The sequence below is a fragment of the Nautilia sp. PV-1 genome, from assembly GCF_004006315.1.
Lineage (GTDB): Bacteria > Campylobacterota > Campylobacteria > Campylobacterales > Nautiliaceae > Nautilia > Nautilia profundicola_A.
On sequence record NZ_CP026530.1, the window covers coordinates 748,729 to 775,052 of the forward strand.

Below are 26,324 nucleotides of genomic sequence, written 5' to 3' on the forward strand. Positions count from 1 at the left end.
AAGGAGAGAGTATGAAGTTTAAAGTAAAAAAGCCTATTCCGGGATTTGAAAACGTTGAAGAAGTGGAACTTTCCAAAGTTGACGACACTATAGCTGTATTGAAAGACGGAGAGGGAAGAGTTCTTTTTTCTTTGATTAATCCTTTTGCCCTGAGAGAGTATTCGTTTGATGTGCCTTCAGATGTAAAAGCCCTGCTGAATATAAACGAAAATTCTAAAATAGAAGTTTATAACAATATCGTAATGAAAGAGCCTGTTACCGAATCTATAGTTAATTTTAAAGCGCCTTTTTTATTCAATCTAGACAATCAGACCTGTGCTCAGGTTATTTTAGAAAATGAAACTTTTGAAAAAATGGGAGAATTTTTAAATTAATTCTTCCTTTGCTACAATTCCACTCCAAAACAATCTAAAGGACATATGTTGCCGCTTTCTAAACTTAATAAAGAACAGCTGCAGGCTGCGACGGCTGATCTTGGACACAATCTTGTAATAGCAAGCGCCGGAACAGGCAAGACTTCTACAATAGTGGGAAGAATAGCCTATCTGCTTCAAGAAGGGATAAAACCTGAAGAAATACTGCTTTTAACGTTTACGAACAAAGCCGCAAACGAAATGAAAGAAAGGGTCGGAAGTTTTTTACCGGAGGCTAAAAATATAGAAGCGGGCACGTTCCACGCCGTAAGTTACAGATGGCTTAAAAGGCTTAATAAAAATATTGTTTTAAAACAGCCTAAAGATTTGAAAATACTGTTTAAATCTATTTATGACAAACGCGATTTTTTGCGTATAAGAGGCGAGGAAAAGCCTTACAGTTCCAATTATCTGTTTGATCTGTATTCGCTTTTTTTAAATTCCAACGCGGATGATTTTAGTGAATGGCTTGCTCAAAGAGCCCCTTTGCAGGAAGAGTATGCACTGGTTTATGAGAGTATATTCGATGAATATGAGGAAATTAAAAAAGCGCACGGGTTGGTTGATTTTAATTCGCTTTTGATTAGAATGATTGAAGAGCTTAAAAACGGCATTGAAGTGCCGTTTAAAGAAGTGCTTGTGGATGAATACCAGGATACAAACCCCCTGCAAAACGAACTGATTGAAAGCATCAAACAAAGTTCGCTTTTTTGTGTAGGTGATTATGACCAGAGTATTTATGCCTTTAACGGAGCCGACATAAGTATTATTTCCACTTTTGACAAACGCTATCCCGATGCGAACGTTTTTACCCTTAAGAAAAATTACAGAAGTTACGGCGAAATTTTGGAAATCGCAAATAAAGTAATAGCGAATAATCCGAGAATTTATCCTAAAAATCTGGAAGTTACAAGGGGATTTTCCGGAGAATGGCCTAAGGTGCTTTATTATAACGATACTTTTGAGGAATACAGGGATGTTGCAAACAGAATTCTTAATTCAAGCGTCAGCAGGGACGAAATAGCCGTACTGTTCCGTAATAATTCAAGTGCAGACGCGATAGAGGCAATGCTTAGGGAAAAAGGAATTGAGTGCAGAAGAAAAGGCGGGGTCAGTTTTTTTGATTCCAGAGAGATAAAAATTACATTGGATATACTGACTTTCATTGTTAATCCAAAGGATATTATGGCATTTATACATATTTTTGAATACGCAAAAGGAGTCGGAAGCGCTATAGCGAATGAAATATTTGAAGCATTGATGACTCTGGGAGACGGAGACGCAAAAAAAGGCTTTTTAAATCCTGACCTTTCAAAAAAGGTGTTTACAAAGAAAAAAACCTCATACCAGCTGGGACTGTTTGACGATTTTGCCCAGCTTGGAAGCGTAAGCAAGTTTAAAAGCGTAGGAATGGATGAAGTGTTCCTGGCAAACCCGATACTGAAACATCCGAAACTTTCTGTTGAAGGAGGGGAGTTTTTATATAATTTTTATAAGCTGCTAAAAAGATTAAATAAACTTAAAAATCCGCATTCCGTTTTTAATGAAATTATTGCCAGCAAAACGTTTAAACATATAATACAGAATATTGCAAAAGAAAGAAGCAAAGATAAAAACGGTAAAATAATTGAAGAAAAATATCTTGAAGCTCTTGAAAAAATAGAAAATAAAGTTAAGGTTTTAGGCAATCTTTTAAGAAATTACAACGATTTGGAAAAATTTTTAAACGCTATGGTTTTAGGAGCAAATGAAATGAGCGAGGGAAGAGGGGTTAACCTTCTGACTGTTCATGCGAGCAAAGGCCTTGAATTTAAAGAAGTTTATCTTGTGGATTTGATGGAAAAAAGATTTCCGAATATAAAACTTTCAAAACCGGCAGGCGGTATTGAAGAAGAAAGGCGTCTGTTTTATGTAGCCGTTACAAGGGCAAAAGACAGGCTGTTTTTATGTCTTGCCAAAAATGACAGAATCAGAAATCTCTCTTACGAACCAAGCAGATTTTTAAGCGAAGCAGGTTATAAAATAGAAGTAAAATAAAAAACTGAATATAAATTCACTATAATTAAGTGAAGTTTAAGTTTCAATGAATATAATAAAGAAAATCATTTTGAAAAATGAAATCAAGGATCTAAATTGAAAGTGACAAGATTACTGCTGCTGCTGGTTTTCGTATCGTCTTTGTTTGCTTTAAGCCCTTATGTCAAAGGATACAGAGACTATATCAGATATATTAAATACAGCTCCGGAAGAGAATTGAAATCTCCTTATCTGTTAAGGAAGCTGAATATTGTAACTCCTGAAGAGTTAAACAAATATTTTGAAAACAACGCAACGCTGTTATTAAAAAAAGTTGAAAAAATTAATCCTAAAATCGCCGAGGGAATTAAAAAAATTATAAAAAAAGGCGATTTGAAAGACTTAAAAGTCTTTTGGAACAGTATTATCAACGGTAAAATACCTCCCGGCTGAATGTAAAAATCAAGTGCACAGGCTGTGCATTAACTAAATATTGAGAGTTTCTTTCCTTTTTGCTACAATTCGCTTCAAAAAGGACTTTCTTGTCTCCGAATTATAAAGAAAACAACATTAAAAACGTACTTCACGGTTTTTTTCTTGCCATAGCAATGGCAGTGGCTGAACCGAGTACAATTTTGCCTCTGATCGTTCATCATTTCAGTCAAAGCGTTATTCTTGTGGGAGTGTTTGCTTCACTGCTTAGAGGAGGGGCGATTGCGGTACAGCTTTTTGCTGCTTTTTATGCTCAGGGATATAAAAAAGTAATGCCTTATATGAGAAAAGTCTTTCTTGCAAGGTTTATAAGCTGGTTTATGATAGGACTGGCTATTTTGCTTATCGGGGACAAAAATCCTGCCCTTACTCTGTGGGTGTTTGGAATCGGGCTGTTTATTTTCAGTTTTTCCGCAGGATTCGGAAGCATATATTTCAGTGAAATAATTGCAAAGATTTTCGATAAGACCGAACGCGGAAAATCTATGGCTAACAGACAGTTTTTTGCCGCGATAGCTTCAATAATAAGCGGAGGTATTGCAGGATGGGTGCTGAGTAATTTCGAACCTCCTAAAAGTTACGCATATCTTTTTATGATAAGCTCTTTTTTGCTCGGACTCGGTCTTTTGGCTTTCGCAACAATAAAAGAGCCTGTAAAAGAAAATATCAGACATAAAGAAGAGAGCTTTTGGAAGTTTTTAAAAAACGCTTTTAAGTTTTTAAAAATGGATAAAGCGCTTCAGATTCAGATAGTGACTATTTTGTTCAGCTACTCTTTTCTTTTTGCTTTTCCTTTTGTAATTCTTAAAGCAAATCAGACCATACATCTGACAGGATGGCTGATAGGGGGGTTTGTAACCATACAGATGCTTGGAGCGCTTATCGGAAATCTTGTTTGGAAAAAACTGGCGCCGGAATATAAAAAAATTATAATTTTGGCTTTTATAAGTATAATCCTTGCTTTTGTGGTGGCTTTATTTGCAAAAAATGCGTATATGTATGCGCTCGTGTTTTTTTTAATAGGTTTTGCTATGGACGGATTTAAAATAAGCGGGTTAAATCTCTTATTTGAAATAGCTCCCGAAGATAAAAGACCGATATATGTGGCTTTGCAAAACAATCTGACATCCATTGGTCTGTTTTTTGCAATTCCGGGCGGGTTTATCCTTGAGAAGTTCGGATATAACGTGCTGTATATTTTTACAATAGTAATGCTTTTTATAGGACTGTTTTTTGCAACAAGGCTTAAGGCTGTATAATGAACGAAATCATTTCCTGGATTGTGGCAACTGTAGGAGATATGGGGTATGCGGGAATATTTATAATGATGTTTTTAGAAAGCAGTTTTTTCCCTTTTCCAAGCGAAATTGTAATGGTGCCTGCGGGATATCTTGCCAGCAGGGGTGAAATGAACATTGTTATTGCTGTACTAGCCGGAACTGCAGGATCCGTCGCAGGAGCGTGGTTTAATTATCTTTTGGCTGCCAGCGCAGGCAGAAAAGCCGTATCTAAATTTTTAAAAGAACACCATTTGAATAAAATTGAAAAATTTTTTGAACAGCACGGAGAGATATCCACATTTAACGGGAGACTGATTCCGGGCATCAGACAGTATATATCTTTTCCGGCCGGACTTGCTAAAATGCATCCGGCAAAATTTACTTTTTATACCGCGCTTGGAGCAGGGATCTGGGTTACTGTTTTGGCTCTTCTGGGATATTATATAGGAGAAAACCAGCAGCTTATACACAGATATTTAAGAGAAATTACTTTAGCTCTTATAATTTTACTGCTGCTTGGCACTGTAATATATATTAAGAGGAAAAAATGATAGAGCTTGAGTTTAAACATCTTTTTTTAGACATAAATCTTCGTGCTGAAGACAGTTTTACCATTTTAGGCCCTAACGGCAGCGGAAAAAGTATTCTTTTGAAAGTAATAACACACGAGCTGTATCCTCAAAAACTTGTCAAACGCAATATTTTAGGAAATAAACTTACATTAAATGAAGCAAGAAAAATATTCGGTGTTGTAAACAGCGATTTGGAGTATTTTTTCAAAAACGAAAATATTACCGTATACGATGCAGTTATTTCAGCGTTTAAAGAAGCGTTGGTTGTATATAAATTTTTTGATTTTACAGATTATGAAAAAGAAAAAACCGAGCAGCTTTGCAGGATGTTTAAAATTAACGCCTCACAAGATGTTTCCACTCTTTCTTTGGGAGAATTAAAAAAGGTTTTAATAGCAAGAGCGCTTGTGCACGATCCTGAAATTATCTGTTTTGACGAACCTACAAACGGTCTTGATATTAAAGCCAGATATCAGTTTTATGATTTAATACGGGAACTGGATAAAAAACTGATTTTAATTACCCATAATTTCGATGAGGTTTTAAAAAATAAAAAAATATTTATGTTAAAAAACGGTCGTATTGTAAAAGAGACTTTTGAATTGAAAAAAAGCGATTTGAGTTATCTGTTTGATATAGAAGAAGAAAAAATAAGATTATGAAAGAGGATTAGTCTTCCCATCCTCTTCCGAATCTCCCGAAGCCTTGGCCTCTGCCAAAACCAAATCCCTGGCCTCTTCCGAATCCGAAACCTCTTCTTCTTCCAAATCCCTGTCCTCTTCCAAGTCCTGCTCTTCTTCCAAAACCTTGGCCTCTGCCAAAACCGAAACCTTGTCCTCTTCCGAAACCGTAACCTCTTGATGCCCTTCTTGGAAAATCAAAAGCTTCTGAATTGTACTGAGTATTCATTTCTCCCTCCTTGATATCGTTAATTATTTCATCGATATTTTTTTTATCAGTGATAACATATCCGATACCTTCGGCTTCAAGGTTTCTGATCATTCCTTCTCCGAATTCGTCAGAAACAAGCACGTCAACACCCGCTTCTGCTAACAGAGGAGGAATTATTCTGCCTGTTCCGAAACCTCTGCTGCCTTCAGGCAGGTCTTTTAAATTAATGTGTTCTTCCTGAATTTTCTCCATTACAGGATTTGTGATATAAAACTGTTCGTTTGTATCGGTGTCTATTACTAAAAACCCTTTGCATAATCCTATATGCGGTGAAAGTGTTTTTTTATTGTTTGTAGGTATTGCTATTCTCATTTTACCCTCCTTAAAAGTTTTTTTATATTAATTCTATTGATTTGCCATTTATAATGGCATCGGCTATTTTAGCCCTTGCATTGCTTAAAATTCTTCCGAATGTCGGTCTTGAAACTTCCATTTTGCTGGCTGCTTCTTCTTGATAAAGACCTTCAAGATCGGCAAGTCTGATTGCTTCTAATTCGTCTTTCGTTAAAGTTACGGTTTGTAAATCATGTGCCGGAATTCCGCACGGTTTAAAACAGATATTGTTAAAATTTCCCCTGATACGTCTTCTGATTCTTCTTGGCATTTAAACCTCCTTGAACATATGCTCAATGAAATTATACAACTTTTTTGAACATATGTCAATATATTTTGATAATTTTATCTTATAATTGGTAAATGAAAATAATTTTTTGTTATACTTCGATCGATTTTATAATTTTTAAGGAGATAAATTTATGGCTAAAAAAGTTTTAATATTAGGCGGCGGATTTGCAGCTTTGGAAAGTGCGATATGGCTTAAAAAATACGGCTTTGATGTAACTGTTATCACAAACAGAAAATATATGTACGTATATCCTATTTCTATTTGGATTCCTACCGGTGAATATACTTTTGAAGACTGTATCATTGACTGGGAGGATTTGAGAAAAGTCCACGGTTTTGAGGTTAAATACAATAAAGTTGAAAAAATAGATATTAAAAATAAAAAAGTTGTATGTGAAAACGAGCAGCAGCAGTGCGAGTTTGACTATCTTATAATCGCCATCGGTGCTGATAAAGTCAAACATAAAGGGAGTGAACATTTTCTGTCTATATGCGGTGCTCCTGAAGAATCTATTAAAATTAAAGAAAAACTTGACGAACTCATAAAAAGGGGGCATGGAAAGCTGACATTCGGATTTGGAGGAAATCCTAAAGATCCTAGTAACGTAAGAGGCGGTCCTGCTTTTGAGCTTATGTTTAACGTACATAATAAATTGAAAAAACTTGGAATAAGAGACAAATTCGAAATAACATTTTTTGCACCGATGCCTAAACCGGGCGCAAGAATGGGACAAAAAGCGCTGGAAATTATGGATATGTGGTTTGAAAGACTTAATATCAAACAGGTCAAAGGCAAAAAAATTACTGAGTTTGTTGAAGACGGAATCATTTTTGAAGACGGAAGCAAACTTGAAAGTGATTTAACAATGTTTATTCCGGCCGGAAACGGTCCGGAGCTGTTTAAAGATACAGGTCTTCCGTTAAATGAAGCCGGATTTATAAAAGTTAACGAATACTGCGAGGTTAATCATGATTTTGACGAAACAAGCAGCGATGTTTTTCCTGTTTTTGCAATAGGCGACAGTGCGGCGATTGACGGTCCCGACTGGAGGGCTAAACAGGGACATTTGGCCGAAGTAATGGCAAGGGTTACCGCATTTAATATTAAAATGATGGAAGAAGGAAAAGAAATCAGAAAAGAATATATTTCTCATATTAATATTTTATGTGTAATGGACAGCGGTGACGGTGCGGCGTTTGTTTTCAGAAACAATAAAAGAGCAATACTAATTCCTCTGCCTATTATCGGACACTGGATGAAAAAAGGGTGGGGTTGGTATTTCAAAAATTCAAAATTAAACAGATTTCCTAGAATTCCGGGAATGTAGGAAATCAGATAACTTTTTCTATTTCTTTTTCATCAGTAAGTTTGTATTTTATATTATAAACTTCCAGATTATCAAGCATTCCTTCGCCTAGTTTCTGTGCAATTAAAAGCTCTACATCATAATTTTTAAGCAGGGGAGGGATTATCTCTCCTGTATGAAGAGCGTTTTCACCGCAGTCTCTTTTTTTAATATGTTTTTCTTTAACTATGTCAAACATAGGGTTGTTTATCAGTTTTTTTTGTTTTGTTTCTGTATCGTAAAGTAAAAAATATTTGCAAAAAGGAATAAATTCACAAATAGTTTTTTCATTTGAAGTCGGAACCGCGATTTTCATTTCATTCCTCCAATGCTTTTTTTAGATTATTACAAGCAATTGTAGCACGATTTTGAAGAAAAATATCTGTTACAGTGTCTGTATAGTTTGATTTTTCTATATTTATTTCGATAATAGAGGCTCCGTTTTGTTTAGCGATTAGAGGAATCTGGCTTGCCGGCTGAATTTCTCCGGTTGTACCGATTACAATCATACAGTCGCAGTTTTGTGCAAGCTCAAGAGAGTTTTCCAGAGCTTTTTTAGGGATAGGTTCTTTAAAAAAAACAAAATTCGGCTTTAAAACTCCCCAGCATTTAGGACACAGCGGAGGCAGATCGTTTAAATCTATATCTTTTGAATCGTATTTCTTAAAACAGTTCATACATACCAGATTTTTTGCGGTTCCGTGGAATTCTATTACGTTTTTGTTTCCGGCTTCCTGATGGAGATTATCAATATTCTGTGTTATTACTGCTTCTAAAAGCCCCTTTTTTTCTAAATCCGCCAAAAAATAATGCGCGTCGTTCGGCTTAATATTTTGCATATAATCGTAAAAAATTTCTTTTATTTTTTCCCAGGCTTCTTTGGGATTTACGGTAAAATAATCTATATCTAGTATTTTTGGATCATATCTGCTCCAAAGTCCGTCAGGTCCTCTGAATGTAGGTATGCCGCTTTCTACTGAAATGCCGGCACCGGTAAAAGCGATGCATTTTTTGGAATTTTTTATTAATTCTGCAGCTTTTTTGTAATTATCCATTCTTATATTCCTTTATAAATATTAATTTAAAAATTTTAGCATAAATACAAATGTTAAATTATAAGACGGATTAGAAAATGAATAAAGTAAAGAAGGGAAAAAAAGAGTTATTTTTTGTTTGCTATATCTTTTACCGCTCTGTATGCATGGTTAAATGCAAGTGCGATACTTCCCGCGCTTGTAACAACGTCACCGATTACATATAAACCTTCCACGTTGCTTTCCATTGTTTCTTCATTATATGCAGGCTCTCCCCATTCGTTAAGCTCGATACCGCTGTTTTTAAGAAAATCAACAGGGCTTGTTCCTCCAAGAGCATATACAACTCTGTCGTAAACTTCGCTTGTTCCGTCTTTAAAATTAACTTTTACTCTCGGAGGAGTTACACCGTCTTCTTCATAAGGTTCAACGCTCTCAACGTCAACACCCAGTTTTGAGTGAAGTTTTCCTTCAGCTATGTATTTTTCTACTATTTCTTTATTTGTAGGGTTCATTCTTGTGATTTCGGCTCTTCTGTAGTTTAGTGTTACGTCACATCCGATATTCATATCTACAAGTCCGTATGCATATTCTCCGGCTGTATCTCCGCCGCCTACTACCATTACTTTTTCGCCAGGCTGAACTTTGTCCAGATTAAAATTAAGTCTCGGTCTGATTTTTCCAGGGAATTTATATCCAGGTTTGTTAGGTTTGCCCATTCTGCCTATCGCGATAATTACTTTTTTTGCCTGAATTACGCCTAGTTCGTGGTCTGAACCAATTTCAAAAAAACCATTGCTATTTTTTTCTACCGCATATACGTGATGATTATATTTGAATTTGTCAGCTACTCCGGCATCCTGGATTTTTTTCTCCATCTGCTCAAGGAATTCTTCTTTTGAACATTCTTCAAATGTAACGTTTCCTTCAAATTCGAATTTTTTACCCTGCCAGTCTTTATCCACTCTTTTGCCAGGTTTATAAAATTTTCTGATCATATCTGAATGATTGTCTGCTTTTTCCAAAACAATAACTTTTTCAATTCCTGCAAGTTTTGCTTCTATTACACTTGCAATTCCACCAGGCCCGGCACCTATTACCACTATGTCTAATACTTTATCTAAAGACATATAGACTCCTTTTTTATTTGAATTATAACGCACTATATTCGCATACAGACCTCTTTGTAATAATCAGTTATTTTCTTAAGAAAAAACGTGTAAAAAAGTAACACTAAAAAGAAATATTTATAACAAGCATATTATAAATGAATATTTATTCACCATAAATACGATAATATTGTCATTATTCTCTTAATTTGGTAAAATAATATATAAAAAAGGAAGCAAATGACTGATGTGTTACAAAAAGTAAAAGAAGCGTCCAGAGTAACTGCCACCCTTACAGCTGATGTAAAAAGAAAAGTATTAAATGAAATGGCTGAAGCTTTGATTGAAAACGCAGCCGAGATTATTGAAGAAAATAAAAAGGACCTTGAGTTTGCAAAATCAAACAATCTCTCATCCGCATTAATAGACAGGCTTTTACTTGATGAAAAAAGAGTAAACTCCATGGCCGAAGCGTTAAAAGATATTGCTAAGCTTAAAGACCCTGTGGGTAAAATCATAGACGGATGGAAGCTGGACAACGGTCTTAGAATTGAAAAGGTAAAAATACCTATCGGAGTTATTGGGATAATATACGAAAGCAGACCTAACGTAACAAGCGACGCCGCGGGGCTATGTTTTATGAGCGGAAACGCATGTATCCTTAAAGGCGGCAAGGAAGCCATGCATTCCAATATTTCAATAATAAATATTTTACAAAACGTATTAGAAAAAAATTCTCTTCCTAAAGAAGCGGTTTCACTGCTTCCGGATTATTCCAGAGAAGGTGTTTATAAACTTATCCAGGAAGATAAATATGTTGATTTGATAATTCCTAGAGGCGGGGAAAAACTGATTAAATTTGTAAGCGAAAATTCAAAAGTGCCCGTAGTCAAACATGATAAAGGGCTTTGTCATATTTATGTGCATAAAGACGCGGATATCGAAGAAGCGGTAAAAATCTGCGTAAACGCAAAAGTTCAGCGCCCTGGTGTATGCAATGCCGTTGAAACGCTTTTAATTGATTATGATATAAAAGATAAAATACTTCCAGAATTAAAAAAAGAGATGGAAAAAGAGGGTGTAGAGCTTAGAGGATGTGAGAAAACACTGGAAGTTATAAATATAAATAAAGCGGATGAAGAAGACTGGAATACTGAATATTTAGATAAAATTCTCTCTATAAAAATAGTCGGAGGGGTTGACGAGGCGATTGAACATATTGAAAAATACGGTTCAGGCCACAGCGATTCTATAATCACTGAAAACTATACGGCCAGCGAAGAGTTTTTAAACAGAGTTGACAGCGCGTGCGTATACGTAAACGCTTCTACAAGATTTACGGACGGAGGAGAGTTCGGTTTCGGTGCTGAAGTCGGAATATCGACCAATAAACTTCATGCCAGAGGTCCTATGGGAATTGATGATCTGACAACATATAAATATAAAATATACGGAAACGGCCAGATCAGAAAATAGCAGTGAAATGCCGTTTTGGCTGATTTTGTTAAACAAATAATAAATGATAAGGAGAATAAGTGGTAGCTATAGATTTAGGCAGCAACACAATCAGAGCCGTTAAATATGACTGTGCGACACATACCAAACTGGACGAATTCGAAAGAATAGTCAAAACCGCCGATAAACTTGTTAAAACGGACGGTATAACGGATGAAGCAATACAAAGAGTTATTAATGCAATAAACGATATGAAGCAGAGATTTAATATGTCTGAAAACGAAAAAATCAGAGCCGTTGCGACTGAAGCTTTAAGAGCGGCCAAAAACAGAGATTATGTACTGGGAAAAATTAAAGAAAAAACCGGAATAGAATTTGAAATAATTTCTCCTCAGCAAGAAGCTGAATATACCGCCGTAGCAGTTGAAAAATGTTTGGAGAAATGTGATTATGTTAATTACAATCATTTTCTTTTGGTGGATATAGGAGGAGGAAGTACCGAAATTACCGTTAAAAATAAAGAAAACATCGTAAGTGAGAGTTTCAGGCTCGGAATTGTAACCATTACACAAAAACATAAAACTCCCGAAGCCATTAAATTTGCCGTTAAAAAGAAAGTAAAAGATATTAAAAACTTTCTTGATTTTGCTTTTAATACATTAAGAAAACCTAAACTTTTCGTTGCGAGCAGCGGAACGCCTACAACGCTTGCCGCTTTGAAACTCGGAATGAACTATTCCACTTACGACGGAAGCAGGGTTAACGGCACTATAGTTACTATGGAGGATCTGGATTACTGGGCTGAAAAACTAATGAAAATGGAAATGAAAAAAAGAGAAGAACTTGTAGGAGTCGGGAGAGGGGATTTGATTATCAGCGGTATTTATATATTTAAAGAAATATTCAAAATTGCGAAATTCAAAGAATGTGTGGTCTGTGACGACGGGCTCAGAGAAGGCGTTGCCATAGAAGAGTGTGAAAAAAATAAATAATAATATTCGGTATAAAATTGTATTTCAGAAGAATAATTCAAATTAAAATGAAATAAAAATAAAAATAAAAATAACAGCTAATTTGCTATAATTTCGACAAAAAGGTTTTTTAATGAAATTGACCGGCGCTCAAATTGTAATAGAAAGTCTTATTAAGGAAAACGTAGAGGTTGTTTTCGGGTATCCCGGCGGGGCTATTATGAATGTATATGATGAGATATATAAGCAAAATTCATTTAAGCATATATTAGCCAAACATGAACAGGGCGCTGTTCATATGGCTGACGGATATGCAAGGGCAAGCGGAAAAGTAGGCGTTGCCATGGTAACAAGCGGACCCGGGCTTACAAACGCCATAACAGGAATTGCCACTGCTTATACGGATTCTATTCCTATGGTGATTATTTCGGGGCAGGTTCCTACAACCGCAATCGGTACTGACGCATTTCAGGAAGTTGACGCAGTCGGTGTGACAAGACCCGTAACAAAACACAATTTTTTGGTTAAAGACGTAAAAGATCTTCCTTTTATTATGAAAGAAGCGTTTTATTTGGCTAAAAGCGGAAGGCCTGGACCGGTTCATATCGATATTCCAAAAGACGTAACCGTAGCGAAAACAAAATTCGAATATCCGGAAAAAATAGAATTAATTACATACAAACCGACATACAGAGGAAACAAAAGAGCGATTAAAAGAGCTGTAGACGCGATAAAAAGAGCTAAAAAACCTGTATTTTACGTAGGAGGAGGGGCTGTTTTAAGCGGAGCGTACGAACTGGTAAGAGAAGTTGTAAAACTTACAAAAATACCTGCCGTTGAAACATTGATGGCCAGAGGCGTTTTACGCTATGACTGTCCGTATCTTTTAGGAATGGTTGGGATGCACGGTACATATGCCGCTAATATGGCTATGAACGATGCGGATTTGATTATTTCACTAGGAGCCAGATTTGACGACAGGGTTACGGGTAAACTCGACGAATTTGCAAAAAACGCCGATATCGTACATATTGATATAGACCCGAGCCAAATCGGAAAAGTAGTCAATACCAAATATCCTATAGTGGGTGATTTGAAAAATGTTTTAGAAGATATGCTGCCTTTACTTATTGAGAGTATAGAGCCGGAAAGATATGAAGAATGGAGAGAGGTTTTAAACAGATATCAGGAACTTTATCCTTTAAAATATAATGACGACGATACTGTTATAAAACCTCAGTGGGCTATACAAAAAGCAGGTGAAATAGCTCCGGAGGATACTGTCATTTCTACTGATGTCGGACAGCATCAGATGTGGACGGCACAGTTCTATCCGTTTACATATCCTAGACAGCTTTTAACGAGCGGAGGACTGGGAACTATGGGATTCGGTTTTCCTGCAGCGCTTGGAGCTAAAAGAGCGGTTGAAGACAGACTTGTAATAAACTTTACGGGTGACGGAAGTATAATGATGAATATCCAGGAAGTCCTTACGGGCTACAAATATAAACTTCCTGTCATAAATATTATATTAAACAACAATTATCTTGGAATGGTAAGACAGTGGCAGACAATGTTTTATGACGACAGGCTAAGTGAAACAGACCTAAGCGACGTTCAGCCTGATTTTGTTAAACTTGCTGAAAGTATGGGGGGAATCGGCTTCAGGGTTAAAACAAAAGATGAGTTTGAAAAAGCCCTCAAAGAAGCTATTGAAGCGAAAAAAGTAGCGTTTATAGACGTTCAGGTTGACAGGCGTGAAGACGTTTTACCGATGGTACCGCCTAATTCACCGCTTAAAAATATGCTTATATTCAAGGAAGACAAATGAAAAGAATAATATCAGTAATAGTCGAAAACGAACACGGTGTATTGGCCAGAATAGTAAATATGTTCGCAGGGCGCGGGTATAATATTACGTCTTTAACGGTTGCGCCAATTCCCAGCAGCGAATTTTCAAGAATGACAATAGTGAGCGAAGGCGATCCGAAAGTTTTTGAACAGATAGTTAAACAGCTTCATAAGCTTATTCCCGTATATAAGGTAATAGAAAGCGACGATTTTATAGAAAAAGAAATGGCGATGGTCAAGTTTCCTATAGAAAACCATCTGGCAGACATAGACGCTCTTGCAAGATGTTATAACGGCAGTATAAGCAATGTGGGTGAAAAACACGTAATAGTCAGCGTAGTTGACAGACCTGCGAGAATTGACAACTTTTTAAAAGCGATAAAAAAATATAAACCTATTGAGATAGTAAGAAGCGGGGCAAGCGTTATCGAAAGATAACGTTTTGCTTTTTTGTTGTTTATATTGGTGTCTGGCCCTAATAAATTGAGAAACTGACAGTTTATTATTTATTGTTTTCTAAATAAAATTACATATGTAAGAATAGTTGATAATTATATTTATTGTATAATAAAAAAAATTGAAAAGGTTTATAATGTGCGAGAGAAATCAGTCCAAAAAAACATACACATTAAAAGAAATAGCGAAATATTTGGATTTACAATGTGATAAAGATATTGAAATTACTGGAATTAATACACTTCAGGATGCCGGTGAGACGGAAATCAGCTTTTTAGAAAATCCTAAATATGAAAAGTATCTTCCTAATACAAAAGCGGCGGCCGTTTTAATCAGAAAAGAAGACGCCGGCAAGCTTCCTGAAAATACTATAGCGCTTATTACGGATGAACCGTATTTGAAACTGGCTTATTTAACAAAGCTTTTTGCAAAAGAGCCTTGGGAAGACGGAGGCTATCAGGTGGCGTTCAGTGCAAAAGTACATCCGGGTGTTACACTCGGAAAAGGTGCCAGAATCGGTAAAAATACGGTAATTATGCCGGGATGTGTAATAGGTCCTGATGTTGATATAGGCGAAAACTGCGTTATTTATCCTAATGTTACCGTTTACAGAGATACCAAAATCGGAAACAACGTAAGAATACATGCCGGCACTGTTATCGGAAGCGACGGTTTCGGATATGCTCATACGAAAGACGGCAGACATGTAAAAATATATCATTTAGGATATGTTGAAATAGAAGATGACGTCGAAATAGGTGCAAATACGGCCGTTGACAGGGGCGTGTTCGGTAAAACGATTATAAAAAAAGGCACTATTATCGATAATCTCGTTCAGATTGGACATAACTGCGAAGTCGGTGAATGCTCTATAATGGTCGGGCAGTCAGGTCTGGCGGGCAGTACCAAGCTCGGAAGAAATGTAATTATGGGCGGACAGGCTGCTACGGCCGGACATTTGGAAATTGCCGATTTTACAACTATTGCGGCAAGAGGAGGAGTGTCTAAAAGTATCAAAAAACCGGGTGTTTATTCAGGGTTTCCGTTAATGCCTCACAAACAGTGGCTTAAACTTCAGGGCGTATTAAGCAGACTTCTTAAAAAATCTTGATATATATCAATCTTTTTTTTTCTTCTTTCGCTAAAATTAATCAAAAATATTTAAAGGTGTCGATATGATGGTCTATTTAGATAACAATTCAACTACTCCTATGGATGATAAAGTTAAAGATGTTTACTGTAAAAGTACAGATTTGTTCGGAAACGTAAACGTTATTTATCAATTAGGAATAGAAGCCAGAAAAGCGATGAACGACGCGTATGATATTTTATATCCTGGGATTGGCGCGGCAGACGAAGACGATATTATTATTACTTCGTCAACGAGCGAAGGTAACAATACGGTAATAAAGACTTTTATTGACGCCTATCTTAAAGGAAACGGTAAAAAGCATATCATTACCACTGTCAGTGAACATTCGTCAATTAAAGCCCCGTGCGCATATGCCAAAACACTCGGTATGGAAGTTACTTATCTTTATACGGATGAAAACGGAAGAATCGATCCTAAAGAGCTTGAAAATGCAATAAGAGAAGATACGGCTCTTATAAGCGTGCTATTAGCTAGTAACGAAAGCGGTGCCATTCAGCCGATTAAGGAAATAAGCGAAATTGCAAGAAGACATAATATACCTTTTCACTGTGACGGAGCTCAGGCTATCGGAAAAGTAAAAGTAAACGTAAGGGATCTCGGGGTTGATTATTTTACGTTCGCAGCTCATAAATTTCACGGACCTAAAGGAGTAGGAGCGCTTTATGTCAGAGATGGGGCTCCTTACGTCAACCTTATTCACGGCGGAAACCAGATGGGAGGAAAAAGAGGCGGAAGCGTATATCTCAACGGTATGATAGCCATGGCCGAAGCTCTTAAGCTGGCTAACGAACACCTGGATGAAATGAATACGAGAGTTGCAAAATTAAGGGATAAACTGGAAGAAGCGATACTGAAAATTCCGGATACAAAAAGCTATGTGGATAAAAAATACAGACTTCCTAATACGGTTGTTGCTTCTTTCAAAGGAATTGAGGGTGAATCCATGCTGTGGGATTTAAACGTTAACGGAATATATGCCGCAACGGGCAGCAGCTGTTCGAGTGAAAGACTTGAGGGAAGCGAAGTCCTCGAAGCGCTGGGTGAAGATCCTGAAATAGCACATACGGGGATAATATTTTCACTCAGCCGTTTTACTACGGAAGAAGAAATAGATTACGTCATTGAAAAACTTCCGGGAATTGTTGAGAGATTAAGAGCTATATCAATGACTTACGCCAAGGTTGCGCCTAAATAAATTGAGAATGTAGAATTGAGAATTAGAAACTTAAAAACTTTAAAACCTTAATAACTTATAAATACAAGGAGATAAAATGGGAAGAAACGATTTAATAACAGGAAACGTGTGGGAACAATATTCGAATAAAGTAATCGAAAGAATGAACAATCCGAAGTATCTCGGAGAATTTACCGAAGAAGACGCCAAAAAAAGAGGACTTAAGCTTGTAGTTGCCGATTTCGGAAGCGAAGCGTGCGGGGACGCAGTAAGGCTTTACTGGCTGGTGGATCCTAAAACCGATAAAATAGTGGACGCAAGATTTAAAAGTTTCGGATGCGGAACCGCAATAGCGTCTTCTGATATGATGACGGAGCTTACTATCGGAAAAACAGTAGACGAAGCCATGAAAATAACAAATCTTGACGTTGAAAAAGCTTTAAGGGACGATCCGAATACGCCTGCGTTTCCTCCTCAGAAAATGCACTGCAGCGTAATGGCATATGACGTAATTATTGAAGCAGCGGCAAAATATAAAGGTAAAAACGCGGACGAATTAAGAGACAATGAAATCGTATGCGAATGTGCAAGGGTTACGAGAAAAGAAATAGAAGATATTATAAGAAAACACAATGTCAAAACCGTTGAAGAACTTCAGAAATACACTGATGCCGGTAAATACTGCAAAAGCTGCGTGGCACCGGGCGGACATGAAGAAAAACCGGTATATCTTGTGGATATCATTAAAGAAGTTCAGGAACAGATGAAAAAAGAAAACTTAAAACAGGCCGCCGAAACGGAAGATTTTGAAAAAATGAGCCTGATTAAAAAAATAAAAGCGATTGAAGAGTTTTTGGATACGAAAATCAAGCCTATGCTTGCAATGGACGGGGGAAGCCTCGAACTTGTCGATATCAGGGAAGAAGACGGAATTACGAAAGTATATATAAGATACATGGGAGCGTGTGCGACATGCGCAAGCGGAGGCGTTACGCTTCTTGCCATTGAAGACGAATTAAGAAAACACTTCAAAACGGATAAAATCAAAATCGAACAGATTTGATTTTCTAACTTTCTTTTTCTTCAGCTTTTTCTTAATAACTTTTAAAAACTTCTTTAAATAATCCTTTAAAATAAAAGTTTACTTTTTAATATTTTAGGTGTATAATATTAATGTAAAATTAAATTTACTATAATTATTAATTAAGGAGTCGAAAGATGAAATAATTAATCGTTATAGAAAAGAAAGTGAGTTGTTATGAAAAATTCTTTTGATTATAAATCAAGGTTTAGAATTTTAAAAGGCGGTAAAATATCGCTTGTTGTATCTGCGATGGTTTTAAATACTCTTGTGATGTCTCCGTTAAATGCGGCAATAAGTATTAAATCTCTTGTTTCATTAGATGATAGTAATGCTACTTTTACCCTTCAAAATCCATTAACATATTGTGGTGAAACAATTACAAATGTAGTGGGTATAGGATTTTCAAGTCAGATTGCTAATCATAATATTGTAATAGGAAAAGACGTTTATGTTAATCTGCATAATGATGCAGACAGCGGTAATATAGGGGTATTATACAGTGCATACGGAGTTACGAATACTACAATAACCAATAAGGGGATTCTAAACAGTTCTTCTTCCGACGGAAATGCGGTAGGAATATTCTTGGAAAACGACGTAAACACTTCGGTTTTAAACAATGAAAATAAAATTAATATAACTGCCAACGATTGGGCAGTAGCGATGTTTGGGAAGAATTTAAATTCTTCTTCAATTCAAAACAGCGGTGAAATCAATGTTCTTTCATCAACCGGTGAAGAGGTTAGAGGAATAGACACAGTTAATATGAACGGCTCAACTATTTCAAATTCCGGTGACATTACTTTGAAATACGTTAACAGCGGATCTTATAACAGCGATGAGGATTATAACTTAAGCGCTGTGGTTGTGGAAAAAAACGCGACTGCCTCTTCAATAATAAATAATGGAAATATTTCCGTTGCCACGTTTGAACGCCTGACGCTGGTTTCGGGGATTAAAATAGGCGGAAATATTTCCGGAAGTTCGGTTTTAAACACTGGAAATATAAATTTAAACGGATACAACGTTTTGGGATTCTTTTTTAACGGAGACGTTGAAAACACCGTAGTTGAAAATAGACAGACAATAAACATTCTCAGCAGCGATTCAGGTATCGGAGTGGAAAGTGACGGTAATTTTTTTAATTCTAAATTTATAAATTCCGCAAAAATTATTATCAACGGTGAGAATGCCATAGGAATGTACGCAACGGAAATCAACTCTTCAGTAATTTCAAATACAGGGACTGTCATTTTAAATTCAAGAAGCAGGTCAGCGACTTCCGGAGGTATAGTTGTTGACGATTTAAATAACCGTTCAATAATATTGAATACAGGTGATATTAATTTAAGTGCCAACGAAACGGGAGGCGGTTATTCTTACGGACTTGAAGCTGATTGGATAAGCGGGGGGTCTAAAATTATAAACGACGGCAAGATTACTGTTGTAAATCATAAGTCTGTTTCAGGAACGACCGCGGGAATAATGGTTGATAATTTCAAGCCCCTTCCTGCTTCATACGACAATATTTATTATCTTATCAATAGAGGGACAATCAGTATAGGTGTAGATACGAACGCGAGTCTGGTTTTAGGTATAGGTTCCGCTCAGGATTTGGAGCAGAATTCGTATATTTCCAACAGCGGAAGTATGGTAATTAATGCGGACGATAACGCGAGTTTGATTGCAGGTATAAGCGTTAACGGCGGCATGGATGACGATTCGTATATATCAAACAGCGGCAGTATAGAATTTAATGCAAACAACAATACAAATGTGGCTTCCGGAATTTATATAGAAAAGAGCATGAGCGGAAGCTCGTTTATAAGAAACAGAGGCACGATTACCGGTAATATTGTAAGCGGAGCGAAAATTGACGGAATAGGCGTTTACAGTTTAACGGAAAATTCAAGTGTCGTTAACGACGGAAACATTATACTAACCGAAACAAATTCTTCCGATTCAGATAATTATTTTGACGGTATAGATATTGGAAGGATGGAAGATAACGCGTCCGTTTACAATAACGGTCTTATATCTTTGAATTTAACGCAAAACAGTGTAAGCGGGGAAGCTACGGGTATATTTATTTTTGAGAACAGATATAATTATGCAACACAGCTTGTTAATAACGGTAAAATAGAAATAAGCGCTGAAAGCAAAGACGAAGATTCGTATTTTTATTTGTCCGGATTGTATAAAGAGAATACGATAGGGTATGATAAAATAATAAACAAAGGTCTTATTTCAATAAACTCAAAAGCCGCAGATATGGATATCGAAGGTATATACGCCGGGGATGTAACTGGTATTGCAACGGTTGAAAATAAGGGATATATAATGATTAGTACGGATTATATAATCCCAGCTTCAGCTGCGGCAAATATCCTTACAATTGAGCCGGAAGACAATCTGGGTAAAAACATAGGAATCAGTATATACCATTTGGAAAACAATGCCGGTATAATCAACAGCGGAGGGATTTATTTTTCCACTTCGCAAGAAAGTATAGGCGGGACTATGACGGGAATTGAGATATTAAGTGCAATAGAGGAGAGTTTTATTTTAAACAGCGGCGATATCGTAATGAATACCAAAACCGACTTAAATGATTCACAGTTGAGACTCGGCGGAATTTTAATTGAAAGAGGACTCGACGACAATTCAGTATTAACAAACAGCGGTAATATTATAATAAACGCAAAAGCTGACTATACCGATATAAAAGGTATAAGTATCGAACGCGGTATGAAATCAAACGCTTCCGTCGGAAACGGAGGACTTGTAAGTATAAATGTTAATTCCTTGTCTTCGGACAATGTAATAGGAATAAACACGAATGATTTGCGTGACGATACAAAAGTCGAAAACAGCGGAAAAATAAGCGTTGACGTAAACAGTGACGGAGCTAATATAATAGCGGGTATATATGTTGACGATATGAGCGATAACGCGCAGGTCGTAAACACCGGCTCAATTAATATCAATACGCATTCAACAAAATCCAAAGCTATTAACGGAATATATATCGACAGTATGAAATCAAACAACAGTATAATAAACAGCGGTTCGATTACGGTTGATTCAGGAGTAGGTTTGTATGCCGCAGGTGTTTATGTAAACGGTGCGGAAGAAGGTGCTTATTTTGAAAATAGAGGAAGTATCATAAGCAGTGCTTATTCGGTTTTTGTAGACAGAGACTCAAACTTTTCATTAAACAATACGGGTTATATGAGCGGGTTAATTTATGCTCCGCTGACGGAGATAGACAACGGAAAAAACGGTGAGGTTTCTTTATCCTCGCCAGGTGAATCCGAGGTAAAGGATTTCTACAACGAAGAGGGAGCGGTATTGGAGTTTAATGTAAACACGGAAGATAACGGCAGTGTGAAATATGCGAAACTAAACGCTTCTGATAAAGTAGTGGTTTCAAATAATTCAACGTTAGGTTTTAAAGTTGATTCCGGTTTTTATTCAAGCACTACCGACGGCGAAGTTTTAAACGAAATAGTAAAAACACCCGAAATGGATATCAATACGTCTAAAGTAAACGTTACCGACAATTCCCTGCTTTTAGATTTTGAAATAGAAAAAGGCGTTTCTTCTGACGGCAATGAAACATTAAACGCAAAAGTTGTAAAACATACACTTAAAGATGTTATGCAGACTATAAATACCAATACCAATTCTGTTGCAAAAGTTTTAGACACAAAATTTGCCACAGCAACGGGGGAATTGAAAAGATATCTTGATAATCTGGTAACAATATCCAGCTCTTCGGGAATGAACAATGCAGTAAGAGAAGCACAACCCGTAACGGCTGCAAATGTGTCGAGAGTTTCCGTTGCGGCTGTAAATTCTATGTGTAATGTAATTCAAAGCAGACAAACAGCTGCAAGAGGTTTGAACTCAGGTGATACAGTTTTTAGCAATAAACATATATGGTTTAAACCTTTTGGATCTCATACCACTCAGGATGATATAGACGGAAAAAACGGTTACAGCGCAAATACATACGGATTTGGAATAGGAATTGACGGAGAATATGATGAGGCAAAAACCGCAGGAATATCATTTTTCTATGCAAGGCTGAAATCAGACACCAATGATATTGATCAGGAAAGCACCGGAAACATTTTCAGTTTGATTGCATACGGAAATAAACCTGTTATGGATAATAAAACAACTATTTATTATCAATTAGGCTTTACCAGACAAAACATCGAATCAAGAAGAAACATTACAACAGCTGCTGTAACAGCAACTGCAAATTATCACACAAATTCAATTTTAGCGAACATGGCCGTAGAGAAAATATATGAATTTAAAAACAGATGGAACATCAAACCAAAATTTAGATTATCATACCAGTATGCATATACTCCTGGCTACAGTGAAAGCGGTGCGGGCAATTTAGATTTAAATGTAAATTCATATCATGCAAAATCTTTTATTGCAGGAATCGGCAGTACATTTAGTTATTTAACCGAGAATAATATCAGATTTATGATGAATTTTGCGTTGGATTACGATTTTAATGCTAAAGGACAGAGTATTGATTCAAGTTTCCAAGACGGTGAAGGTGCTGTATTTACAACTCAGGGAATTGATAAAGACCCGTTGATTTACAATGTCGGAATGGGTATGCATGAGAATTTAAACAAAAATCTTACTTTTGAGTTGAAATACGATTATAAAGGAAGAAGCAGCGGATTTGCAAATCATTCGTTGTATGGATTGTTTAATTATAAATTCTAATTTAAAATGTTTTTAAGAAAGAAAAGAAATGTGGTAAGTCGCGAATAATTCTTTTCTTTTTTTTAAAACACATTAAAGACACATAAAAAGAGTATAATAATATATCAATTTGTCTTTTTAGGTGTTAATATGAATATAAGCGAACTTTTAAAACAGAAACTGTTAAACGACGAAATAGTAAAAAATTCTTATAATGCCGATGATTTAGAGCGAGTCTCCGGTATATTGGAAGAATATCTCTCTTCAGAAACTATTGATGAAGAAGTGTGTTATAACTTCTATAAGGAAATGAAACTTCCTTATTCAATAGTTTACCGTTCTTTTGGTCTTATTAAAGAGGAAATAAAAGACAATGAAATTAAAAGAAAACTAAACAAATTATTAAATATAACTGCCAAAGTTTATATAAAAAAAGAAATATCTTCTTTAAAAACGCTTTTACTACAAAAACAAAAGCATGATTTTTTACTTTTTAAAGCCCATGAAGAGTGGATTGAAAAAATAGTTGTTTCCGTCAAAAATGATGATTTGGACAGTTTTCCTCTCGTTGAAGCAAAAAATTGTAAATTTAAGAAATATCTTTCATATCTGGAATCTTTAATGATATGTCTTGATGTTAATTTATGTGTTTATATTCATGATCTTCATAATTTAATACACACTCTGGCCAATTCTTTTTATATTTTTTATAAAAGAGGGTATTATGCCGAGTCTTATTTTGTTTTTAGGGACTTAAAAGAACAGATTTTAAAATTTTATAATACATTAAACGAACTATATATGGCTACATTTACCAATACGGAGAAAAGTTTTTTCGATTTAATTGAAATTTTAGTCAAAAGCAAAACATTGTTTGTTGCGGTTATAGATTTGAAAAATCTAAAAACAATGAATAGTGTTTTTAATGAAAATACCGTTACCAACGCTAAAATAGTCTTATTTAACAAGCTTCATAACCTGTATAAAGATAAAAAAAACTTCTTGCTCATACAAGGTTCAAGTAATGACTTTTATTTTATAGGAACCGATATCGATTTTGAAATTTTTCAAAAAGAAATAGACCATATACACGATATAATTTGTGAGACAATTGATATAAACGGTGAAAAAATAAATTTTGACGGAGCAATATTCGGTATTAAATTAGATAAATACACACAGATACAAATAAAAGATTTAATTAATTATTTCCGTTTTTTAAAACAAGCAGCAAAAAAAGAACATAAAAATATAATTTTAAACAATAAAGAAAATCATCTTGAAGAGTGGATTAAAAATCAAATTGATATTAAATTTATCAAAGAAAAAATTGAAAAAAAAGAAATAGACGTTATGTTTCAGCCGATTTTTAATTCAAAAGACAATACGGTGTTTTCTTTGGAAGTTTTAGGCAGAATATCTGATAACGGAAAACTTATACCGGCCGGAATGTTTATAGACCACATATATGCAATGAATAAAATAGCCGAATTTGATATAGTGGTGTTGGATAAAATACTGGAAAAAGAATATTTAATAAAACAGATTACAAACAGAATTTTTCTTAATATCTCTTTTGAAGCTTTAAAAAATGAAAAATATATAAAAAAACTGTATCAGGTAATAAAAAAAATAGATGTTGATATTGTTTTGGAACTTACAGAACAGCGTTTTGTGGAAAATCTGGAATTAATTGAAAAAATACATAAAAAAAACGATACATATTTTGCCGTAGACGATTTTGGGAGCGGTTATTCGTCTATACTGCTTGTTATAAATCTTTTGAGAAAAAACATGATAAGAGTGCTTAAAATTGACGGAACTCTGGTAAAAGGTATAAAAAATGATGAATATCTTAAAAAAGCGATAAAAATAATTGCAGGGTTTAGAAAAGAGTTTGATTTAAATCTGGTGGCGGAATTTGTGGAAGATAAAGAAACTATGGATTTTTTGAAAGAATCAGGTGTGAATTTGTTACAGGGGTTTTATCTGTCTATGCCTAAAACTATCGAAGAGCTTTTAATAGAAAAAGAAGAAAGAATAAGAGAAATTGTTAATTGAGTTTTGTATAAGTATGATGTAAAAATGCGTGGTCGCTTTCAGGGTAATCAAGTCTGAAATGAGCGCCTCTGCTTTCTTCCCTGTCAAGTGCGGCTTTTGCGATAGCCGTTGCAATGTCTAGACCGTTTATTAGTTCAATTTTTTCCTGGATAGAAGAGTCTTTTTCGCTTTGAAGATTGTTTTTCATATCATTAAGAGTTTCAAGAACTTTTTTAAGCTGATAGCCGTTTCTTATAATGCCTACTTTTTGAAATAGAAGGTCTCCTAATTTATGTTTAATTTCTTTAGTGTCAATTTTAGTGTTTTGTAATCTGTTAAGAAACTCTTTGTCTTTTTCTATCTGTTCTTTTGGCAGATCAACATATGTTTTTTGTCTGTGAGAATATTTTACGGCCTGATAACCCGCTATTTTTCCAAAGACCGCACCTTCGCTAAGAGAGTTTCCTCCGAGTCTGTTTGCACCGTTAACACCGTTGTTTCCTGCTTCTCCCGCATAAAACAGACCCTCAATGTCTGTAACACAGTACGTGTCTGTTTTAATGCCTCCCATTGTATAGTGTGCAAGAGGAGTGATAGGAATTGGCTCTTTTGCTATATCTATGCCTTTTAGAGATTTTACTCTTTTTTTAAGGTTTACAAGCTTGGTGTTAATAATCTCTTCAGGTATGTCCGTTAAATCTAAATAAACTTTTTTCCCTTTTTGGAGCTGTTTTACAATTGCTCTTGTTACGAAATCCCTGGTATTAAGTTCGTCGACAAATTCTTTGCCTTCGCTGTTAACCAGTTTTCCTCCTTCTCCTCTGGCGGCTTCGCTAATCAGATAATTGCTGCCTTCAAGTCCGGTAGGGTGGAACTGAATGAATTCCATATCCATTCCTTCAAGGCCGGCTCTGAGTCCCATTGCTACGCCGTCGCCGGTTGCGTCGTTAACGTTTGTCGTAAATCCTTTATATAATCCTGCATACCCTCCGGTTGCCACGATTACGGCTTTTGCCTGAACGGCTTTGAGTTCGTTTGTTTTTTCGTCCAGAAACGTAACTCCCGCTATTTTGCCGTCTTTAACCAGCAGATTGACGGCAAGGTGGTTTTTAATTACGTCTATACCTAAATCTTTAAGAGCTTTGTTTAACGCTTTCATAATAGCCGGGCCGGTTGCATCTGCAGCGTAGACCGTTCTTTTGAATTTCGTTCCGCCAAAAGGCCTTTGGGCCAGTTTGCCGTTTGGGAGTGTATTAAAAGGCACTTTAAATCTTCTGTAAAGCTCTCTTACTACCTGAGGAGCCTGTTCGCAGAAGATTCTGACGGCTTCTTCATCGGCAATTCCGACACCGCCCTTTAACGTGTCCTGTATGTGGTGTTCTATAGAGTCACCGTCTTCCATATTGTTAAGCGCTGCGTTGATCCCGCCTTTAGCCATAAAAGAGTTATTGGCCATTGGTGATTTTTTTGTAACGATTGCAATGTTGCTTCCAAGCTCTTTTGCTTCAATCGCAGCCATCATTCCGGCAATTCCGCTTCCGATTACCAAAATATCATATTTCATTA

The 26,324-nt window shown here is 35.9% G+C and carries 22 protein-coding genes; 16 read left to right on the top strand and 6 right to left on the bottom strand.

Going from position 1 to position 26,324, the window contains the following annotated elements:
- Positions 1-11 precede the first annotated feature (11 nt).
- The 6 genes from fliW (at position 12) to C3L23_RS04120 (ending at position 5,435) form a co-directional block, all read left to right on the top strand.
- Positions 12-374: a flagellar assembly protein FliW gene (gene fliW / locus C3L23_RS04095; RefSeq protein ID WP_127680109.1), complete on the top strand. Its 363-nt coding sequence runs from the start codon at positions 12-14 to the stop codon at positions 372-374.
- 48 nt (positions 375-422) lie between these two features.
- A complete protein-coding gene (locus C3L23_RS04100) occupies positions 423-2,450 on the top strand; it encodes an ATP-dependent helicase (protein WP_127680110.1) in 2,028 nt (675 codons plus the stop codon).
- Between the two features lie 96 nt (positions 2,451-2,546).
- Positions 2,547-2,882: a hypothetical protein gene (locus C3L23_RS04105; RefSeq protein WP_127680112.1), complete on the top strand. Its 336-nt coding sequence runs from the start codon at positions 2,547-2,549 to the stop codon at positions 2,880-2,882.
- An 89-nt stretch (positions 2,883-2,971) separates the two neighbouring features.
- Positions 2,972-4,180 carry an MFS transporter gene (locus C3L23_RS04110; RefSeq protein ID WP_127680114.1) on the top strand — a complete coding sequence of 403 codons (1,209 nt, stop codon included), beginning with the start codon at positions 2,972-2,974 and terminating at the stop codon, positions 4,178-4,180.
- Positions 4,180-4,752 carry a DedA family protein gene (locus C3L23_RS04115; protein WP_127680116.1) on the top strand — a complete coding sequence of 191 codons (573 nt, stop codon included), beginning with the start codon at positions 4,180-4,182 and terminating at the stop codon, positions 4,750-4,752. The genes C3L23_RS04110 and C3L23_RS04115 overlap by 1 nt, the downstream gene beginning before the upstream one ends.
- Complete coding sequence (locus C3L23_RS04120) at positions 4,749-5,435, top strand: ATP-binding cassette domain-containing protein (RefSeq protein WP_127680118.1); 687 nt, start codon at positions 4,749-4,751, stop codon at positions 5,433-5,435. Before C3L23_RS04115 ends, C3L23_RS04120 begins: the two co-directional genes overlap by 4 nt.
- 7 nt (positions 5,436-5,442) lie before the next feature.
- Here the strand turns inward: C3L23_RS04120 and C3L23_RS04125 are convergent, their stop codons facing one another.
- Together C3L23_RS04125 and C3L23_RS04130 are read right to left on the bottom strand one after the other, a co-directional pair.
- Positions 5,443-6,036, bottom strand: coding sequence for a NifB/NifX family molybdenum-iron cluster-binding protein (locus tag C3L23_RS04125; RefSeq protein ID WP_127680120.1), 594 nt, complete (start codon positions 6,034-6,036; stop codon positions 5,443-5,445).
- Between the two features lie 22 nt (positions 6,037-6,058).
- The gene (locus C3L23_RS04130) at positions 6,059-6,328 is read right to left on the bottom strand and encodes a DUF134 domain-containing protein (RefSeq protein WP_127680122.1); all 270 of its coding nucleotides are present in this window, start codon (positions 6,326-6,328) and stop codon (positions 6,059-6,061) included.
- 151 nt (positions 6,329-6,479) lie between these two features.
- Between C3L23_RS04130 and C3L23_RS04135 the strand changes: the two genes are divergently transcribed.
- Positions 6,480-7,676, top strand: a complete 1,197-nt coding sequence (locus C3L23_RS04135; protein WP_127680124.1) for an NAD(P)/FAD-dependent oxidoreductase — start codon at positions 6,480-6,482, stop codon at positions 7,674-7,676.
- A gap of 4 nt (positions 7,677-7,680) precedes the next feature.
- On the opposite strand, the gene C3L23_RS04140 is transcribed toward C3L23_RS04135, so the two are convergent.
- The 3 genes from C3L23_RS04140 to C3L23_RS04150 all read right to left on the bottom strand — a co-directional run bounded on the left by C3L23_RS04140 (position 7,681) and on the right by C3L23_RS04150 (position 9,858).
- Positions 7,681-8,010, bottom strand: coding sequence for a NifB/NifX family molybdenum-iron cluster-binding protein (locus C3L23_RS04140; protein WP_127680126.1), 330 nt, complete (start codon positions 8,008-8,010; stop codon positions 7,681-7,683).
- 1 nt (position 8,011) lies between these two features.
- Positions 8,012-8,749: an NAD-dependent deacylase gene (locus C3L23_RS04145; protein WP_127680128.1), complete on the bottom strand. Its 738-nt coding sequence runs from the start codon at positions 8,747-8,749 to the stop codon at positions 8,012-8,014.
- 107 nt (positions 8,750-8,856) lie between these two features.
- The gene (locus tag C3L23_RS04150; protein WP_127680130.1) at positions 8,857-9,858 is read right to left on the bottom strand and encodes an NAD(P)-binding domain-containing protein; all 1,002 of its coding nucleotides are present in this window, start codon (positions 9,856-9,858) and stop codon (positions 8,857-8,859) included.
- Positions 9,859-10,077: 219 nt separating this feature from the next.
- Here C3L23_RS04150 and C3L23_RS04155 point away from each other — a divergent pair, with 219 nt between their 5' ends.
- From C3L23_RS04155 to C3L23_RS04195, 9 genes are all read left to right on the top strand, one after another.
- Positions 10,078-11,313, top strand: coding sequence for a glutamate-5-semialdehyde dehydrogenase (locus C3L23_RS04155; protein WP_127680132.1), 1,236 nt, complete (start codon positions 10,078-10,080; stop codon positions 11,311-11,313).
- Positions 11,314-11,372: 59 nt separating this feature from the next.
- Positions 11,373-12,284, top strand: a complete 912-nt coding sequence (locus tag C3L23_RS04160; RefSeq protein ID WP_127680134.1) for a phosphatase — start codon at positions 11,373-11,375, stop codon at positions 12,282-12,284.
- Positions 12,285-12,396: 112 nt separating this feature from the next.
- A complete protein-coding gene (locus C3L23_RS04165) occupies positions 12,397-14,094 on the top strand; it encodes an acetolactate synthase large subunit (protein WP_127680137.1) in 1,698 nt (565 codons plus the stop codon).
- Positions 14,091-14,552, top strand: a complete 462-nt coding sequence (gene ilvN / locus C3L23_RS04170; protein ID WP_127680139.1) for an acetolactate synthase small subunit — start codon at positions 14,091-14,093, stop codon at positions 14,550-14,552. The genes C3L23_RS04165 and ilvN overlap by 4 nt, the downstream gene beginning before the upstream one ends.
- 154 nt (positions 14,553-14,706) lie before the next feature.
- The gene (lpxD, locus tag C3L23_RS04175; protein WP_127680141.1) at positions 14,707-15,681 is read left to right on the top strand and encodes a UDP-3-O-(3-hydroxymyristoyl)glucosamine N-acyltransferase; all 975 of its coding nucleotides are present in this window, start codon (positions 14,707-14,709) and stop codon (positions 15,679-15,681) included.
- Between the two features lie 64 nt (positions 15,682-15,745).
- Positions 15,746-16,918: a cysteine desulfurase family protein gene (locus tag C3L23_RS04180; RefSeq protein ID WP_127680143.1), complete on the top strand. Its 1,173-nt coding sequence runs from the start codon at positions 15,746-15,748 to the stop codon at positions 16,916-16,918.
- A 76-nt stretch (positions 16,919-16,994) separates the two neighbouring features.
- A complete protein-coding gene (locus C3L23_RS04185) occupies positions 16,995-17,960 on the top strand; it encodes an iron-sulfur cluster assembly scaffold protein (RefSeq protein WP_127680145.1) in 966 nt (321 codons plus the stop codon).
- Positions 17,961-18,155: 195 nt separating this feature from the next.
- Positions 18,156-22,739, top strand: coding sequence for an autotransporter domain-containing protein (locus C3L23_RS04190; protein WP_127680147.1), 4,584 nt, complete (start codon positions 18,156-18,158; stop codon positions 22,737-22,739).
- Between the two features lie 129 nt (positions 22,740-22,868).
- The gene (locus tag C3L23_RS04195; protein WP_127680149.1) at positions 22,869-24,779 is read left to right on the top strand and encodes an EAL domain-containing protein; all 1,911 of its coding nucleotides are present in this window, start codon (positions 22,869-22,871) and stop codon (positions 24,777-24,779) included.
- On the opposite strand, the gene C3L23_RS04200 is transcribed toward C3L23_RS04195, so the two are convergent.
- On the bottom strand, positions 24,772-26,322 hold the full coding sequence (locus tag C3L23_RS04200) for an L-aspartate oxidase (RefSeq protein ID WP_127680151.1): 1,551 nt from the start codon (positions 26,320-26,322) through the stop codon (positions 24,772-24,774). The two genes, C3L23_RS04195 and C3L23_RS04200, sit on opposite strands and share 8 nt — an antisense overlap.
- Positions 26,323-26,324 lie beyond the last annotated feature (2 nt).

Coding starts and splice junctions, on each gene's coding strand:
- fliW (WP_127680109.1), top strand. CDS start 12: ATGAAGTTTAAAGTAAAAAAGCCTATTCCGGGATTTGAAAACGTTGAA.
- C3L23_RS04115 (WP_127680116.1), top strand. CDS start 4,180: ATGAACGAAATCATTTCCTGGATTGTGGCAACTGTAGGAGATATGGGG.
- C3L23_RS04120 (WP_127680118.1), top strand. CDS start 4,749: ATGATAGAGCTTGAGTTTAAACATCTTTTTTTAGACATAAATCTTCGT.
- C3L23_RS04125 (WP_127680120.1), bottom strand. CDS start 6,036: ATGAGAATAGCAATACCTACAAACAATAAAAAAACACTTTCACCGCAT.
- C3L23_RS04130 (WP_127680122.1), bottom strand. CDS start 6,328: ATGCCAAGAAGAATCAGAAGACGTATCAGGGGAAATTTTAACAATATC.
- C3L23_RS04135 (WP_127680124.1), top strand. CDS start 6,480: ATGGCTAAAAAAGTTTTAATATTAGGCGGCGGATTTGCAGCTTTGGAA.
- C3L23_RS04140 (WP_127680126.1), bottom strand. CDS start 8,010: ATGAAAATCGCGGTTCCGACTTCAAATGAAAAAACTATTTGTGAATTT.
- C3L23_RS04145 (WP_127680128.1), bottom strand. CDS start 8,749: ATGGATAATTACAAAAAAGCTGCAGAATTAATAAAAAATTCCAAAAAA.
- C3L23_RS04150 (WP_127680130.1), bottom strand. CDS start 9,858: ATGTCTTTAGATAAAGTATTAGACATAGTGGTAATAGGTGCCGGGCCT.
- C3L23_RS04155 (WP_127680132.1), top strand. CDS start 10,078: ATGACTGATGTGTTACAAAAAGTAAAAGAAGCGTCCAGAGTAACTGCC.
- C3L23_RS04165 (WP_127680137.1), top strand. CDS start 12,397: ATGAAATTGACCGGCGCTCAAATTGTAATAGAAAGTCTTATTAAGGAA.
- ilvN (WP_127680139.1), top strand. CDS start 14,091: ATGAAAAGAATAATATCAGTAATAGTCGAAAACGAACACGGTGTATTG.
- lpxD (WP_127680141.1), top strand. CDS start 14,707: ATGTGCGAGAGAAATCAGTCCAAAAAAACATACACATTAAAAGAAATA.
- C3L23_RS04180 (WP_127680143.1), top strand. CDS start 15,746: ATGATGGTCTATTTAGATAACAATTCAACTACTCCTATGGATGATAAA.
- C3L23_RS04185 (WP_127680145.1), top strand. CDS start 16,995: ATGGGAAGAAACGATTTAATAACAGGAAACGTGTGGGAACAATATTCG.
- C3L23_RS04190 (WP_127680147.1), top strand. CDS start 18,156: ATGAAAAATTCTTTTGATTATAAATCAAGGTTTAGAATTTTAAAAGGC.
- C3L23_RS04195 (WP_127680149.1), top strand. CDS start 22,869: ATGAATATAAGCGAACTTTTAAAACAGAAACTGTTAAACGACGAAATA.
- C3L23_RS04200 (WP_127680151.1), bottom strand. CDS start 26,322: ATGAAATATGATATTTTGGTAATCGGAAGCGGAATTGCCGGAATGATG.